We start from the raw sequence: 14,544 nt of genomic DNA on the forward strand, positions 1-14,544 counted from the left end.
ATTGTGTTAGTCTTCCTCCATCAGGTCGATACCGATCGCACGCTTGATCTTGTCGCGCAGTCCGCCACTCCCGGCACCGCCGCCGAGCATCACGACGGTCGGTTCGACGCTCGTCTCTACGTCGTTGCGGACGCCCCGCGAGAGATACTCGATGTCGTCGTTGTGCATCACGACGATACCGATGTTCTCGTCGGTCAGGACGCGCTCGACTGCCTCGTCCAGTTCCTCTGCCTTCCGGTCGTCCGGGACGTTCTCGAACTCACGGACGCCGGCGAGCCGGAAGCCGGTCGTGAACTCGGGACTGCCGACGACTGCGATCTCCTGGCTCATACGATCACCAGCTCCTCGTTTATCTCCTCCTCGGAGAGTCCCGCCTCCTTCCCTCGTGCCACGGCGCGGATGTTCTCGACTTCGCGCTCTTTCGCGAGAACGTATCCGAGCACCGGGCAGATCGAGATCGGGAAGCGACTCGATAGCCCTCGGGAGTACTCTAGCAACGCACGATCAAGAGCGTGCTCGAACCCGATGAGGCTGTCGGCGGTTTCCAGTTCGTCTAAGGCGTTCGATAGCTCGTCGCCGTACTTGCTGTCGCGGATGTGAGTGACGAGTTGGTCGCGGTTGCCGACCAGCCGAACGAGTTCGTTCGGGGTGAACAGCTCTCCACCCTCGATGTAGTACTCCGAAGGGTCCATGTCGGCCCCGCTCCGGGCGAGTCGGAGCGCGTTCCGCGCGTTCCGGAAGTCTATCTCGGCCTGCAGGAACTCGACGTACAGCTTCGTCGGCTCGTCCGAGCCGCTGACGCCGCCGAGCAGGTTCTCGTAGAACGCGCGGTCGACCGCGTTTTCGAGCGGCACCAGCACGCCGGTCTCCTCGTACTCCTCGAAGGCCGCCGGCAGCGATTCACCGAACAGCGTCCCGTCGAGCAGTTCGACGGCGTCCTCGATGGTTCCGGCGTTCGCCAGGCGTTCGAGAAAGCGGTCGTCGAACTCCCCGGCACGGATGTAGTCCGTCTCTATCTCCTCGGCGCTCGCGCCGGAGTAGAGTCCGCGGAACGTCGTCTTCGCGTTCCAGGCGTCGAACTTCCGGAGGTAACTCGCGATCCGGTCGTACATCTCGCCGCCCGACCAGCGAAGCAGGTCGTCGAAGTGCTTCGCCATGTTTCGGGTCAGTGCGTACTCGATGAGGTCGACGCCGCTGTGGCGCGAACCCAGGGCGTTGACCTCCGACTCGTACTCGGTTTCCTCCATGAACCGAGCGATCTCGCTCGGCCCCATGCGGACCAGCTTTCGGTAGTCCTCGTCGTCAAACAGCTTCGCCCGGCGGGCCCGGACGCGGGAGTTCACGTACTCGGGGTTCGACCCGGTGGCGCTCACGCGAACCACCCCACGACGGACGGGAGTCCGGCGATACGAGTTGCGATGACTTCGGTCATTGCTCCTCGAACAGGCGGGAACTGATTTCCTTCAGATTGTCCTCCCACACGTCCTCCAGCACAGAATCGAACGTGTTGTTGACGCGAACTCTGCTCTCGTCGCTCTCGACGACGACGCCGCCGAGGCAGTCGACCTCGCCGGCGTACTCGTAGCCGTCGTAGTCCTCAAGCACGTCGCTCAGCAGCGCCTCGTCTTCGGGTCGAGCGTAGACGAGCACGTCGTCGCCCTCGTCGAACTCGACCGACGCAGCGGAAAGCAGGTTTCGCGTCAGTTCTTCGCGCTCGTCGCCGTCGAGGGCCGCGAGCTCCGCCTCGACCGCCTCGCGGACCTCTTCGAGGAGGTCCCGACGCGCTTCGAGCCGCTGCTGTTTGGCCTCGAGTTTCGCGCTGGAGAGTTGCTGCTCGCGCTCTTGGGCGATCTCGGTTTCGACCGCCTCCTCGGCTTCGGCGAGCGTCTCCTCGGCGTCTTCCTCCGCCTCGGATAGTATCTCCGCAGCGCGCTCTTCACCCTGTGCGCGAATTTCCTCCGCACGCGCGCGGGCTTCGTCTCGGATGTCCTCAACGACTGTGTCCAAACTCATTGTGAGAAAATGGGACTGCGGTTAGACGAAGAGTGCGACCAGCGCGAAGATGACCAGTGTCTCCGGCAGGACCGTCATGACGATCCCGATACCGGTAGAGATCGAGTCCTCGGCGAGGGCACCAACGGCCGCGGCACCGATACCGCGCTCCGCGTATCCTGCACCGATGGCAGCCAGACCGATGCCGATCGCGGTGGCACCGTCCGTGGTAATACCGGGCTTTGCGTTGCCCTGAAGGCCTCCTTCCTGCAGGATTATGTTGCTGAATTGTTCCGCTGCAAGTGCGACGTCAAGGGAGTTCTCAATCATGTTTGCGTATACCTCGTAGTTGCGACCGAACAAGCCGTACTTCACCCGCCAGTGTTCATAAAACTTCCCAAACGAAACCGGCAGATACGGCGGTCTCAACCCCCCAGCGAGGGGTTTTCCAGAGACATTATAGTTTCGATTTTTGGCTCCCGGTGTGGATGACCGTTCCAACAGTTTAGACGATACCGTTCCAGTAGAAAACGTGCGGCATCAGCGTGGTGAATAAAAACCGAGACGTCAGGGATTCCCCGACTGAGGACGCGGCTGTCAGTCCTCGGCGGTGTGTTCGCGGTCGTACCCGAACGGTTTGAACACGCGACCGCCGCCATCGTAGAACTTGTCGAAGAACTCGACGTACTCGAGACGAATCCCCTGCAGGCCGGCGCTCGTCACGCCGAGCAGTAGGACGACGATGTGACCGAGGACGAAGATGAGCACGCCGGCGATCACCGACCCTACGCCGCCGTGGAGCAGACCCCCGAACATGACTTCGCTCACTTCGTGACCGTGGTATCCGTGTTCGACGTAGTACTGCGGCGCGTGACTCGTCGCGAAGTGCCACTCGCCGTCGACGACGTACACGCCGAAGAAGAGGAGGTTGACGACGAACGCCATCCCCGCCTTCGCCAGGATAACCGCGCCGATCCGGAGATACGATAGCACGTCACCGAGCACGCTGAAGCTCTCGAGGAAGCCGACGAGACTACCGATGGCAACCCCGAAGTGCTTGATTTCGCCGTACACCATCGTCAGGAAGCCGACCGCGGCGATCGGCAATCCGACGGAAAGGCCGATCTCGGCGGGCAACCCGTTGAAACCAAGCGCGTACGCGGCCTGATCGCCCTCGTTGAGCACCTCGAACAGGAAGTCCGGTTTCGGACCGCGAGCGTGCCGGCTAAAGATCCAGACCCATACGCCGATCATCAGCGTCGCCCAGGATCCTTTCTCCAGGTAAGCGTCGACGAATCCGTGGTCGAGGTCGTTGACGAACCCGAACACGTACCCCAGAGTCAGGTGGAGCAAGCCGAGCAGGACGCTCACGAGCAGCCAGGCACGGCCGTAGGCGGCGAAGTGCGGCTGGAGCCCCTTATGCATCGGCGGATGACCGTTGAACAGGATCTCGCCGAGTACGTGTAGTCCGAACACCTCACCGTAGAGGACGCCGAACAACATTGTGAACCCGCCGAGCCACATTCCGATAGCGCCGAGACTGCGGAAGACGGCCTCGTCTAAGCGGCTGTACAACAGATAGCCGACGCCGAGATAGAGCAGTCCGTACCCGAGGTCCCCGATCATGAACCCGAAGAACGCCGGGAACGTCAGAAACAAGACGATCGTGGGGTCGAGTTCCGTGTACTTCGGCCGGTTTATCATCTTGAGGAGGAACTCGAAGGGCTCTGCGGCCTTGTTGTTCTTCTGGATGACCGGCGGTTCGTCGTTGACGGTAACGGCGCTGCCGCCGTCCGTCACGGCCTGTGCGCCGTCGCCCGGCTGAGCCTCGTCGCCGGGCTCCGAAACGGGTTCGGAGTGGGTCGGACGACCCTCATCGTATTTGGCGCGTTCTAGCTCCTCGACCTCGACGCGGTCGCCGACGGCCGTTTCGAGTGCGCCTTCCAAGTCGTCGTAGCGCTCAGTCGGGATCCATCCCTCGGCGATGAAGCTGTTCGCGGTCGTGGCGAACTGTAGCGGCGCTTCCGACTTCTGGACCTCGATAGTGAGTTTCTCCTCGGCGGCGAGCAGAAAGCCCGCCGCGTCGATCCGGAGTTCCTCGAGTTCGTCCTCGACGGTGTTGCGCTGGGACTCCAGTTGTTGCCGTTCGTGGCGGAGTTCGTCGACGTACTCCTCGGGACTGCCTTCGGCGTCCGGCACTTCGACGTACGCGAAGTCGACGCCAACCAGCGCATCGTCGAGAACGTCGTCCGACTCCGCCGAGTTCCGCTCGCTCGGATACGCGAAGACGGCGACGACGGAATCGCCGGTGAACGTCTCGTAAGCGTCGATCCCCTCGGCGGCGGAGAGCGCTTCCTCGATCTGCGCTCTGTCACCCTCGCCGACCGCGACCTCGAGGGTGTCGTAGCCCGTGAGGAGATCCAGGTCGATACCCAGATCGACGAACGGTTCGACCGACGCTATCTCCTCTTCGACGGTTCGGAGTTCGGCGTCGATGTCGTCGAGGCGGTCGTCGAGGTCGTTCGCCTCGCTGCGGATGTCCTCGAGTTCCGAGTCGAGCGCCTCGTCGGTGACGATCCGGCTCGGCCCGGCGTCGGCCTCGTCGACGCCGAGAATGCTTTCGAGCGAACGGACCGTGATCAGCTTCTCGGAGGCCTCGTCGGCACCCTCGATCGGGTCGCCGTTGTCGAAGCCCTCCCAGGAGCCGTCGTAGTCGCTCAAGTCGAGGAGGTTCAGGTCGAACGTCGCCTCGATGACTTCGTCCATGACGGCCTTCGACCCCGTCACGGACACCTTGCTCATTCGTTCAGGTCTGAGCATGCACCGCCTCCTTGAACGTATCGACGATATGTTCTATCACCTCGTCCTTTCTGAATTCGGCGCGTTCGACGAGCTCATCGCGCTCTGTAGCGCCTTCTTCGAGGATCTGCTCCCGCTTCGCTTCGTTCTCCTCGCGGGCTTCCTCGAGTCGCTGTTCGCGTAGCTCACGCGCCTCGGCCTCTGCTTCCTGACGGATCTCCTCTGCTTCCTCGCGCGCCTCGGCGACGCGCTCCTCGCGCTCTTCCTCGGCCAGCGCGACGATTTCGTCCGCCTCCTGTTCGACGTCCTGTATTCGTTCGAGAACCTCTGGCCTCGGCATACTATTAGCAGGCGTGACTTGCAGAAGCGTCTATAAGGTAGTTGCGAAAGGGACCCGAGAACTGGACCGCGTCCGGCCGGAACAGCAGAATTATTTGCGCCGCGACCAAACGTCAGAACGATGGGTATCCTCGAGAACAAGGCTCGCGCGCGATTATTCTACAAATACCTCTCGAAGGTGTACGACCCGGTGAACACGTTCATCTGGAACGAAGAGATGCGCACGGAAGCGCTCGGGATGCTCGACCTCGACCCTGACGACCGCGTCCTCGACGTGGGCTGTGGAACCGGGTTCGGAACCGCAGGATTACTCGACCACGTCGACGAAGTCCATGGGTTAGACCAGAGCGTCCACCAGATGGAGAAAGCGTGGGCGAAGTTCGGCAAAACCGACGGTCCGGTGCGGTTCTACCGCGGCGACGCCGAGCGTCTACCGTTCAAGACGGACAGCTTCGACGTGATCTGGTCGTCGGGATCCATCGAGTACTGGCCACACCCCGTGCGGGCGCTTCGGGAGTTCCGCCGCGTCGTAAAACCCGGCGGGCAGGTGCTCGTCGTCGGGCCGAACTCGCCGGACAGCAGCATCATGCAACGGATCGCCGACAGCATCATGCTCTTTTACGACGCCGAGGAGGCCGACCGGATGTTCCACGAGGCCGGATTCGAATCCGTCGAACACCGACTGATGGGTCCGAGCTACGACCCCGACGTTGCTATCACGACCGCGGCACGCGCTCCCGAGTAAGTTCCGCGGCTACGGATCGCACTGTTTCCACGGCTACGGCTCACGCTGTCGCCGTCGCCGACCCGACCAGTCCGCCGTTCGCATACACTTCCACGCGGACCCGGTCGCCGTCGTCGATACCGGGTGCGTTCGTACTCGCAACTCGGAACGCCGCCGCATCGCCCGCGCTCCAGGTAGTGCCTCCTTTTGGGTTGAACGGTCCGGTCGGCCCGCCGCGGAACCCGTCCGCCGCGAAAAACGGGACCGGCGGCTGCTCGTCGAGCGGCGTGCCGTCGACAGTGACTCGGAGTCGGATCTCGCTGACGTCGAGTACGTCGCCGCCGTGGTGTTCGAGTACGATCCGGTCGTCCGCCGCGTCAGCGCCGACGGAAATCGACGCGGTCGGCGTGGGGTCGGCCGGCGCGCCGATAGCCAGCAGGGCAACTGTGCTTCCGAGAACGACGGTAATCGCAAGGAGAGACGCAGTAGCGAGGACTGGGGCGATGGCACGGTCGGTCACAGCGAGTCGTCGCCGCGGCTTCGCTGAAAAACGCTACGAACTGACGGTCGCGTTTATCGTCGTCGTCTCCGTGGAGACGCTGACGAGGTAGTACGAGCGTGGCTGTAGCGTCCACAACACCCCATCAGTGCCGGTCCGGCCGACCTTCTTCCCGTTTATTTCAACGACGCCGTTGACCGGGTCACCATCAGTAGTGGTGAGGTTGAACCGCATCGGACCGTTGTTCGGCGTTTTGTTTATCGTCAGGTTCAGGCCGTCTTTGGTCGTCGTCAAGGACCCAGAGTGCGGGAGTTCCACGAGTCGGAGGCGCTGTGATTCGCGGAACACCTCGCGCGTGTTGCCGTCGATGTAGGCCGAGACAGTCCCCTGTGAGTGTCCGATCGAGAGTCGGTACCGGCTTTCACTGATGCCACCGAAACTGATAGACGGGTTGTTAGAGAACGACCACGGGTAGAGTTCGGTCTGCGTGTACTCGTGTAGCGCGGACGTGTCGCCATCGAAGGTGTCGGACGTGTTTGCGTTGGTGTTGTCGAAGCGAACGGCCTCGCGCAGGTACTCGCCGTCTGCGATAGATTCGACGACGACGCCGTTCGAAGAGGCGACGACGTACGTTACGGTACTCCGCTGGTCCGCGGACCCGTCGTACACCTGGTTGAGTCGCTGTCTGACGGGAGAGCGGAGCATTTCGAGTTCGTCAGCGATGGTGGACCGACGGTCGCTCTCGGAGTAGTCCAAAAGCGACGACTCCAGTTGCTCGTGGTTGGTCAGTGTGTCGTCGAGCGTCTGAGAGCGGGCGTGGACGCTAGCCAGCGTCCGGAGCAGGTCGCTCTCGGATATCGAACCGTTGACGTATGCTCGAACCGCGCTGCGTTCTTCCGACTTCAGCTGTTCAGTCCGCCGTTCGATATCGTCGAGCATCGCACTGGCGACTGCGGACCGGCTAGCTGCCGAACTCGCCTTCGAGAACTGTCTTTGGAACGTTCTGTTTCGGAATCGCAACTCCATCCGGTTGTCCGCCTCTGTTAGCACCTGTGACATGTCAGTCCCGGAGGAAACGTGCGACGAGACGACGTTTCCGGTGGGACTCAATCTACTCGTTGTGTTGCCAGCCTCGTTTTCGTCCTGAGACAGCGTCTCGACTGCCGGTCGATCATCGGGACCAACTACCTGTTCTCCTGGGGGCGCGGTGTCGGTGGGAGGAACACCGGCAACCTGTCCCGGGACGGCGAGGAGGAGGACCAGGGCGACGGTCGTCAATCGCTTCATCGAGGGCACCTACATGCTACTGATACAAAAACCGGTCGGCGTTCGGAGAAAGATCCAGTTGTCCCGATTCGGGGGGTGTTGTTAAGCCGCTTAACGACACTATGAGCGCGCCGGAAACCATTCAAAGCCGCGTCTGACGTTTTATCGACCGATAGAAAACATTTTGCCTCCAGAGATACCACCGGGGATGTATGCGGTTACGCGCCGCCGTTTCATACGCCCTCCTCATCTCTTTGATCCTCGCTCCCGTCGGTACGGGGGTAGCCGTTGCTGTGTCTGGCGGGACCGGTGGGTCCCCTTCTCCCACCGGGTCCGACATCCAACCGGCTACCCACGCCGCCGAACCGGGGCAAGTGATCCGGATCAACGTCACGGACTCCGGTGACGCCCGCTGGTCCGTCGAGTTCCGACAGCACCTCCACGACGAAAACGAGACTGAAGCGTTCCGCGATACGATCGACGCCGTCGTTTCCGGTGAGGAACGCCCGCCTATCAGGGAGCGTGAGTTCCAGCGCTTCGTCAACGAGTCAGAAGATGCAACGGGCCGCGAGATGGCCATCCGAGACACCGAGTACACGGGACGGATCGACAACGAAACCGGGATCATCACCATCCACTTCACCTGGACCAACTTCGCGGAGGTCGAGAACGACGGTGACCGACTGGTCGTCGGAGACGCCTTCAACGGGACATCGGGGCGGTGGCTTCCCTCACTCACCGAGAGGCAGCGGCTTATAATCGATGCGCCGGACGGGTACTACGCCTCGACGGCCCCGCGAGCGCACGAGAGCGGTACCTTCCAGTGGGACGGCCCCCACGATTTCACACCGGACGACACGCCTATCGTCTACTCCGCCCAGAACGATCCCGGCACCTCGACTCCGCTCGGCGAAGAAAACGACCCGCTCCCGATGACGCTCATCGGCGTCGGTATCTTCACTCTCGTCATCGCAGTCGGCACCGGCGGCTACCTCCTCGCACGCCGACAAACCGCTGACAGCAGTGGCGGGGCCATCTCCAGAACGACCGTGGCCCCGCCCGACCAGTCCGACGAGTCGACCGAACCGTCGACAGCACCGACAGACGACACGGGGACAGACGACGCCGAGAACGACGACGAAATAGACGAGTCTCTCCTCTCCGACGAGGAGCGAGTCACCCGCCTGCTGGAAGCGAACGGGGGACGGATGAAACAGGCCAATATCGTCAAGGAGACGGGATGGTCCAACGCGAAAGTGTCCCAACTGCTCTCGTCGATGGACGAGGACGACCAGGTAGACAAACTGCGGATCGGCCGCGAGAACCTCATTACGCTCCCGGACGAGGACATCGGCGACCTGAACTGACAGAACGAGTGAGTCGCCGACCTTGTCAGGCACTCGTTCCAGAAACACCGTCTTCGTACTCTTGCGTTTCGAAAACGTTTATCTCACAGAGGGTAGAACCACTCCGACGATGAAGGTTCTCGTAACGGTAAAGGAGGTCGCCGAGGTTCAGGACGACTTCGAGATCGAGGGGACCGAGATCGGATCGCAGTACCTCGACTACGATTTGAACGAGTGGGACGACTACGCGATCGAAGAGGGCGTCCAGATAAGCGAAAACGTAGACGACGTGGAGGTGGTGACCGTCACCATCGGCCCCGAGCGCAGCGACGAGACGATCCGCATGGCGCTTGCGAAAGGCGCGGACCGTGCCGTCCGCGTCTGGGACGAGGCACTCGCAGAGGCGGACCTGCTGGACGTGGGCGCGAAAGTACAACTCCTGCGCGCCGTCGTCGAGGAGGAGGACCCCGACCTGATCCTCTCCGGCGTTCAGGCTGGCGACGACGCCTTCGGCGCGACGGGCGTAGCGCTCGCGGACGCCATCGACTTCGAGTGGGCCGCAGTCGTCAACCACCTCGACTTCGACGCGGACGAGAGCGTCGCGCACGTTCACCGCGAACTCGAAGGCGGCGTCGACGAGGTGACTGACGTGGAAACCCCCGCGGTACTGACGATCCAGACTGGTATCAACGAACCGCGGTACGCCAGCCTGCGCGGCATCCGGCAGGCCCAGAGCAAGGAGATCGCCCCGATGGACCTCGACGACCTCGGCCTGTCCCCGGCCGACGTCGAGAGCGACCTGGCGTTGACCGGGATGTACGAACCGGAGACCGAAAGCGACGCGACGTACTTCGAGGGAAGTCCCGAGGAGGAGGCCGCACAACTCGGTGACGTTCTCCGCGAGAAGGGGGTGAGCCAATGACGAACGTTCTCGCCGTCGCGGAACACCGCCGCGGCGACCTGCGCGACGTGAGCTACGAGGCGATCACGGCCGGCCGCGAACTCGCCGACGAAGCCGGCGGAGAGCTTCACGTCGCCGTGATAAGCGGCGATACCGACGAGTTCGCGGAGCGTCTGAACCGCGAGGGCGTCGACCGGGTCCACACGGTCGACTACGGGGAGGAGTTCAACCACGACGTGTACCACCAGGCAGTCACGCAACTGTTCGACGCCGTCGACGCCGGCTATCTCCTCACACCGAACAGCGTCAACGCCCTGGACTACGTCCCCGCCGCGGCGAACGCGCTCGACCTTCCGGTCGTGACGGACGTCATCGATCTGGACGGCGGCGACGAGAGCCTCGTCGCCACCCGGGAGATGTACGGCTCGAAAGTCGAGACGACGACGGAACTGGACACCGGCCGGGCCGCGGTCACCATCCGCGGCGGCGAGTGGCCCGCGACCGAGGACGGCGGCGACGCCGCAGTCGAATCTTTCGACGCCGACATCGACGAATCCGCGGTGCGGTCGACCGTGACTGGCTTCGAGGAGGCCGGCGGCGGCGACGTCGACATCAGCGACGCGGACGTTCTCGTCAGCGTCGGCCGCGGTATCGAGGAGGAGGAGAACCTCGACCTCATCTTCGACCTCGCCGACGCGCTGGACGCCACTGTCTCCTCGTCGCGACCGATCGTCGACAACGACTGGCTGCCGGCGAACCGGCAGGTCGGCCAGTCCGGGAAGGTCGTTACTCCCGATGTGTACATCGCCATCGGTATCTCGGGCGCCGTCCAGCACGTCGCCGGAATGAAAGGGAGCGACACCATCATCGCAATCAACACGGACCCCAACGCGCCTATCTTCGACCTGGCGGACTACGGCGTCGTCGATGACCTGTTCGACGTGGTGCCGGCGCTGATCGAGGAGTTCGGCGGGTAAGTCCGCGGAGAAGCGATGGGACCGAGCGGCTCTCTTCGCTATCAACTCGTCGGGAACTCGACCCGGTAGTGTTTTTAGCCGGGTTTTCCCCGTCTAGTTTCCCCGTTCAGTTCACTCACTACAGAAACCTACTGTTAAAAACGGCAGTCGCGCACGGAGCCGGCGCTAACCGGGGAATTCAACGGACAGCGGCGCGACGAAACGACGCATTCCGTCCGTCTCGTTGAACCGCGGTCTCGAAACTCGTCGAACAGTGTCCGGAGTAACGGGACGCTACCGATAGCATTCTACCCATTTTACTGGAAAGGGTTATCTACCGCGGGCGTTTGACCAAACTCTGGCCTATTCGTTCGCGTTACTGTTCACGCAATCGTGATACTTTCAGTTGGAACAACGGTGAACGACCGTCCCGGTTAATCCGGGAACCTACCGTCGACCACGACTGCTATGGCACGACAAAACCAGGGTCGACAGCGAGGCGGCCGACACTCCGCAGAGAAACAGCAGCGAGACGAGCAGGGACAGTTCCAAGGGACACAGAGTGGTTCCCAGCAGGGCCGCCAGAGCCAGCGTGGCGGACAGCAACACGGTCAACAGGGCAGTCAGCACCAGCAGGGCGGGCAGCACCAGCGCGGTCAACAGAGCCAGCGGAGAAGCCAGATGGGCCAGGGACGCCAGCACGACCAACAGCGAGGACAGCAGCACCAGCAGGGTGGCGGCCGAACGAGTCAGCGACAGGGGCGACAGAGCCAGCAGCATCAACAGAGCGGCGGCCGGCAACGCGGTAGCCAGCAGGGCCAGGCCGGTCATCAGCGCGGACAGCAGGGCCAGCGGCGTCAGCAAGGTGGCCAGCATCAGCAGGGTCAGCGAGGACAGATGGGCCAAGGCCGGCAGGGCCAGCAGCACGGCCAACACCAGCAGGGCGGTCGCCAGCGCGGCGGTCAGCAAGGTCGGCGCAGTCAGACTGGCCAACAGAGTCAGCAGCGACGCGGCGGACAGCAGCACGGACAGCGCCAGCAGAGTCAGCGCGGACAGATGGGGCAGCAGCACGGACAACAGCACCAGCAGGGCGGCCAACAACATCGTGGCGCTCAGCAGGGCGGACGAATGGGACAGCGACAGGGACGCCAGAGCGGTCAGCAGCGCCGCGGCGGACAGCAGCACGAACAGCGCCAGCAGGGACAGCGACAGGGACGCCAGAGCGGTCAGCAGCGCCGCGGCGGACAGCAGCACGAACAGCGCCAGCAGGGACAGCGAGGTAGTCAGCAGCAGGGCCAGCAGAGTCACCAGAGCGGTCAGACCCACAAGCGAAGACAGCAGCAGGGCCGACGGAGTCAGCAGGGCCAACACGGCGGCCAGCACCAGTACTGACGCGTCGTAACTGTCGCCGACCTGGTTCGGTCAAGTGAACGTCGGGTCGACCAGCCACCACGGCCGGTGACCGTCGAAAGCGCTTTTTTCAGTCGATCAGTGGCTCGACGACCGCTGTGCGTCCTCGTCAGCCGGTGAGAGCGCGTGGAATTCGCGGATCGCGTCCTGAACTGCACCGGGATCCCCAGCGCCGTACAGCGGTTCGTCCGGGGTACGACACGGTACGTCGACACCGAACCGACCGCAGACGTGGTCCGCCACGGCCTCGGCCATGAGGCGGTGAGTCGTGAGTTTACCGCCGACGACCGTGGTGAGCCCGTCCAGACCGTCGCGGTCGGCGTGGTCGAGGACGAAAAACCCCCGAGAGATGCCGCGTTCGCCCTCGCGTTCGTCCTCGTCCGGGCCGTACAGCGGTCTGACCCCCCAGTACGTCCGTTCGACGGCGGCGTCGGCAACCGGCGGGAGCATCCGGGCGCACTCCTCGATACAGCGCTCTACCTCCCAGCGCTCCTCGTCGAACTCGTCGGGGTCGTCCACGGCGACGCTCGTCGTGCCGAGGACGACCTCGCCCTCGTGGGGGACCACGATGTCGCCGTCGGCGGGCGGACGACAGCGGTTCAGGACGACCGGTAGGTCCGGGTAGTCGACGGCGACCATCACGCCCTTCGCCGGGCGCATCGATACGTCGACGGCCGCCATGTCAGCGATCTCTCCGGCCCACGCGCCGGCGGCGTTGACGACGTGGTCCGCGCGGATCGTCTCCTCGCCGTCGTCAGTCTCGACGCGCGCTCCGACGACGGCGTCGTTTTCGACCAGTAGATCCCGCACCGGGGCGTTCGGTCGGATCGTCGCACCGTGCTCGCGGGCGCTCGCCGCCGTGGCCGCGACGAGCCGCGACGGGTAGATCACGCCGTCCGGAACCACCATGATGCGCTCGGCGTCGTCGGTCAGGTCCGGCACCTCGTCCCCGACTTCGTCGGGCGTACGCACCTCGGCGGGGACGTTCAGGTCGCGACAGGCGGAGAGTTTCTCGTCGAAGTACGCCGGGTCGTCGTCAGTCAGTTGCACGAAGTAGCCGCAGTCGCACCCGATGCAGTGCCCGGCGATGTCCCGCAAGATTCGGTTTTCCCGGATGCACTCACTGGCCCCGCTCGGGTCGTTCTCCGCGTAGCGCGCGCCGCTGTGGAGGAGGCCGTGCGACCGGCCGGTCGTCCCGCTCCCGAGGCCGCCGCGGTCGACCAGCGTCACGTCGACGCCGCGCATCGCGAGGTCCCGGGCGGTTCCGACGCCGGTGCCGCCGCCGCCGACCACGAGCGCGTGTGAACTGTCCATAGCCGTCGTACGGACGCCAGCGACAAGAGTGGGCGGCCACAGAAAGACGGCGACGTGATCGAGCGCGACGGCGACGGGACGCCCCGCGCGCCGGCGGACGCCGGCAACACGCGATTCCGTCACGTACTTGCGGGACCGGTCCTAACGCCGCAGTAATGGAGTTTCTCGAGCGTCGACAGTCGCTCATCGAAGATCGGCTCACGGCCGTCATCGACGGCGTCGAGCCGGCGGAGCTCGAAGACGAGGTTCGCCACGTGGCGCTGTCCGGCGGCAAGCGGGTTCGACCGATGGTGACGCTGCTCGCCTGTGAGGCCGCAAGCGGCGAGGCCGAGGACGCCGTCGACTTCGGCGTGGGCGTGGAACTCGTCCACAACGCCTCGCTCGTCGTCGACGACATCATCGACCGGTCGGACGTCCGCCGCGGCGTCGACAGCGCCTGGGCCAAGTACGGCTACGGACCAGCGATTATCTCTAGCGACGGGCTACTCGGAGAGGCGTTCGACCTGTTTTCCCCGAACCCGCAGGCGATGCAGATCGTCGCCGAGGCGATGGTCGAACTCGGAGAGGGCGAAGCGACGGAACTCGTGGCGAAACCCGAGTCCGAATCCGAGTACATGGAACTGGCCCGCCGGAAGACGGGCGCACTGTTTCGTGCCGCGGCCGAACTCGGCGCGGTAGCCGCCGACGCTGACGCGTTCACAGTCGAGGCGTTCGGCGAGTACGCCGAGCGCGTCGGCGTCGCGTTCCAGATCCGGGACGACGTACTGGACGCGACGGCTGACGCCGAGGAACTGGGGAAACCGACCGGTCTCGACGCGGAGATGGACCGCCCCTCGGTCGTTCAGGTGACGGACCTGACGCCGGACGGAGCCAACGAACGCGCCCGACACGAAGCGGACCAAGCGCTCGCCGCGTTAGAGCGCGTGGATACGACGGACACGCAAGCGGAGGAGTATCTGCGTGATCTGGCGAAGTTCGTTGTCGTTCGCGAGCGGTAA

General features: G+C 63.9%; 15 protein-coding genes. 5 read left to right on the top strand and 10 right to left on the bottom strand.

Annotated features, from left to right (window positions below; genetic code table 11):
• Positions 1 to 6: 6 nt before the first annotated feature.
• The 6 genes from EYW42_RS08630 to ahaH all read right to left on the bottom strand — a co-directional run bounded on the left by EYW42_RS08630 (position 7) and on the right by ahaH (position 5,131).
• Positions 7 to 330, bottom strand: coding sequence for a V-type ATP synthase subunit F (locus tag EYW42_RS08630; protein WP_135534867.1), 324 nt, complete (start codon positions 328 to 330; stop codon positions 7 to 9).
• Positions 327 to 1,373, bottom strand: a complete 1,047-nt coding sequence (locus EYW42_RS08635) for a V-type ATP synthase subunit C (RefSeq protein WP_135534868.1) — start codon at positions 1,371 to 1,373, stop codon at positions 327 to 329. Before EYW42_RS08635 ends, EYW42_RS08630 begins: the two co-directional genes overlap by 4 nt.
• Before the next feature lie 55 nt (positions 1,374 to 1,428).
• Positions 1,429 to 2,013, bottom strand: coding sequence for a V-type ATP synthase subunit E (locus tag EYW42_RS08640; RefSeq protein ID WP_135534869.1), 585 nt, complete (start codon positions 2,011 to 2,013; stop codon positions 1,429 to 1,431).
• Between the two features lie 21 nt (positions 2,014 to 2,034).
• A complete protein-coding gene (locus EYW42_RS08645; protein ID WP_135534870.1) occupies positions 2,035 to 2,322 on the bottom strand; it encodes a hypothetical protein in 288 nt (95 codons plus the stop codon).
• Positions 2,323 to 2,589: 267 nt separating this feature from the next.
• Positions 2,590 to 4,812, bottom strand: a complete 2,223-nt coding sequence (locus EYW42_RS08650) for a V-type ATP synthase subunit I (protein ID WP_135534871.1) — start codon at positions 4,810 to 4,812, stop codon at positions 2,590 to 2,592.
• Entirely contained in the window at positions 4,799 to 5,131 is a 333-nt protein-coding gene (ahaH, locus tag EYW42_RS08655; RefSeq protein WP_135534872.1) for an ATP synthase archaeal subunit H, read from the bottom strand. Before ahaH ends, EYW42_RS08650 begins: the two co-directional genes overlap by 14 nt.
• A 120-nt stretch (positions 5,132 to 5,251) precedes the next feature.
• Between ahaH and EYW42_RS08660 the strand changes: the two genes are divergently transcribed.
• Positions 5,252 to 5,875, top strand: a complete 624-nt coding sequence (locus tag EYW42_RS08660) for a methyltransferase domain-containing protein (protein WP_135534873.1) — start codon at positions 5,252 to 5,254, stop codon at positions 5,873 to 5,875.
• A gap of 40 nt (positions 5,876 to 5,915) precedes the next feature.
• Here EYW42_RS08660 and EYW42_RS08665 read toward each other — a convergent pair whose 3' ends face one another.
• A complete protein-coding gene (locus EYW42_RS08665) occupies positions 5,916 to 6,374 on the bottom strand; it encodes a type IV pilin N-terminal domain-containing protein (protein ID WP_202613851.1) in 459 nt (152 codons plus the stop codon).
• 33 nt (positions 6,375 to 6,407) lie between these two features.
• The gene (locus tag EYW42_RS08670) at positions 6,408 to 7,640 is read right to left on the bottom strand and encodes a DUF7096 domain-containing protein (RefSeq protein WP_135534874.1); all 1,233 of its coding nucleotides are present in this window, start codon (positions 7,638 to 7,640) and stop codon (positions 6,408 to 6,410) included.
• Between the two features lie 191 nt (positions 7,641 to 7,831).
• On the opposite strand from EYW42_RS08670, the gene EYW42_RS08675 reads away from it, so the two are divergent.
• The 3 genes from EYW42_RS08675 (at position 7,832) to EYW42_RS08685 (ending at position 10,843) form a co-directional block, all read left to right on the top strand.
• Positions 7,832 to 8,986, top strand: coding sequence for a helix-turn-helix transcriptional regulator (locus EYW42_RS08675; protein ID WP_202613852.1), 1,155 nt, complete (start codon positions 7,832 to 7,834; stop codon positions 8,984 to 8,986).
• Between the two features lie 109 nt (positions 8,987 to 9,095).
• A complete protein-coding gene (locus EYW42_RS08680; RefSeq protein ID WP_135534875.1) occupies positions 9,096 to 9,887 on the top strand; it encodes an electron transfer flavoprotein subunit beta/FixA family protein in 792 nt (263 codons plus the stop codon).
• Positions 9,884 to 10,843: an electron transfer flavoprotein subunit alpha/FixB family protein gene (locus EYW42_RS08685; RefSeq protein WP_135534876.1), complete on the top strand. Its 960-nt coding sequence runs from the start codon at positions 9,884 to 9,886 to the stop codon at positions 10,841 to 10,843. The genes EYW42_RS08680 and EYW42_RS08685 overlap by 4 nt, the downstream gene beginning before the upstream one ends.
• 426 nt (positions 10,844 to 11,269) lie before the next feature.
• On the opposite strand, the gene EYW42_RS08690 is transcribed toward EYW42_RS08685, so the two are convergent.
• Positions 11,270 to 12,205 (bottom strand): hypothetical protein, encoded by a 936-nt coding sequence (locus EYW42_RS08690; protein WP_135534877.1) that lies wholly within the window; start codon positions 12,203 to 12,205, stop codon positions 11,270 to 11,272.
• A gap of 105 nt (positions 12,206 to 12,310) precedes the next feature.
• On the bottom strand, positions 12,311 to 13,546 hold the full coding sequence (locus tag EYW42_RS08695) for an FAD-dependent oxidoreductase (protein WP_135534878.1): 1,236 nt from the start codon (positions 13,544 to 13,546) through the stop codon (positions 12,311 to 12,313).
• A 155-nt stretch (positions 13,547 to 13,701) separates the two neighbouring features.
• Here EYW42_RS08695 and EYW42_RS08700 point away from each other — a divergent pair, with 155 nt between their 5' ends.
• Complete coding sequence (locus EYW42_RS08700) at positions 13,702 to 14,544, top strand: polyprenyl synthetase family protein (RefSeq protein ID WP_135534879.1); 843 nt, start codon at positions 13,702 to 13,704, stop codon at positions 14,542 to 14,544.

Origin of the sequence: Halostella pelagica (genome assembly GCF_004762015.1) — an archaeon.
Taxonomy (GTDB): domain Archaea; phylum Halobacteriota; class Halobacteria; order Halobacteriales; family Natronoarchaeaceae; genus Halostella; species Halostella pelagica.

What these genes read in the sequence shown, in the direction of transcription:
- EYW42_RS08645 (WP_135534870.1), bottom strand. Translation starts at nt 2,322, where the DNA reads ATGATTGAGAACTCCCTTGACGTCGCACTTGCAGCGGAACAATTCAGC.
- EYW42_RS08700 (WP_135534879.1), top strand. Translation starts at nt 13,702, where the DNA reads ATGGAGTTTCTCGAGCGTCGACAGTCGCTCATCGAAGATCGGCTCACG.
- EYW42_RS08660 (WP_135534873.1), top strand. Translation starts at nt 5,252, where the DNA reads ATGGGTATCCTCGAGAACAAGGCTCGCGCGCGATTATTCTACAAATAC.
- ahaH (WP_135534872.1), bottom strand. Translation starts at nt 5,131, where the DNA reads ATGCCGAGGCCAGAGGTTCTCGAACGAATACAGGACGTCGAACAGGAG.
- EYW42_RS08695 (WP_135534878.1), bottom strand. Translation starts at nt 13,546, where the DNA reads ATGGACAGTTCACACGCGCTCGTGGTCGGCGGCGGCGGCACCGGCGTC.
- EYW42_RS08685 (WP_135534876.1), top strand. Translation starts at nt 9,884, where the DNA reads ATGACGAACGTTCTCGCCGTCGCGGAACACCGCCGCGGCGACCTGCGC.
- EYW42_RS08630 (WP_135534867.1), bottom strand. Translation starts at nt 330, where the DNA reads ATGAGCCAGGAGATCGCAGTCGTCGGCAGTCCCGAGTTCACGACCGGC.
- EYW42_RS08640 (WP_135534869.1), bottom strand. Translation starts at nt 2,013, where the DNA reads ATGAGTTTGGACACAGTCGTTGAGGACATCCGAGACGAAGCCCGCGCG.
- EYW42_RS08680 (WP_135534875.1), top strand. Translation starts at nt 9,096, where the DNA reads ATGAAGGTTCTCGTAACGGTAAAGGAGGTCGCCGAGGTTCAGGACGAC.
- EYW42_RS08675 (WP_202613852.1), top strand. Translation starts at nt 7,832, where the DNA reads ATGCGGTTACGCGCCGCCGTTTCATACGCCCTCCTCATCTCTTTGATC.
- EYW42_RS08650 (WP_135534871.1), bottom strand. Translation starts at nt 4,812, where the DNA reads ATGCTCAGACCTGAACGAATGAGCAAGGTGTCCGTGACGGGGTCGAAG.
- EYW42_RS08670 (WP_135534874.1), bottom strand. Translation starts at nt 7,640, where the DNA reads ATGAAGCGATTGACGACCGTCGCCCTGGTCCTCCTCCTCGCCGTCCCG.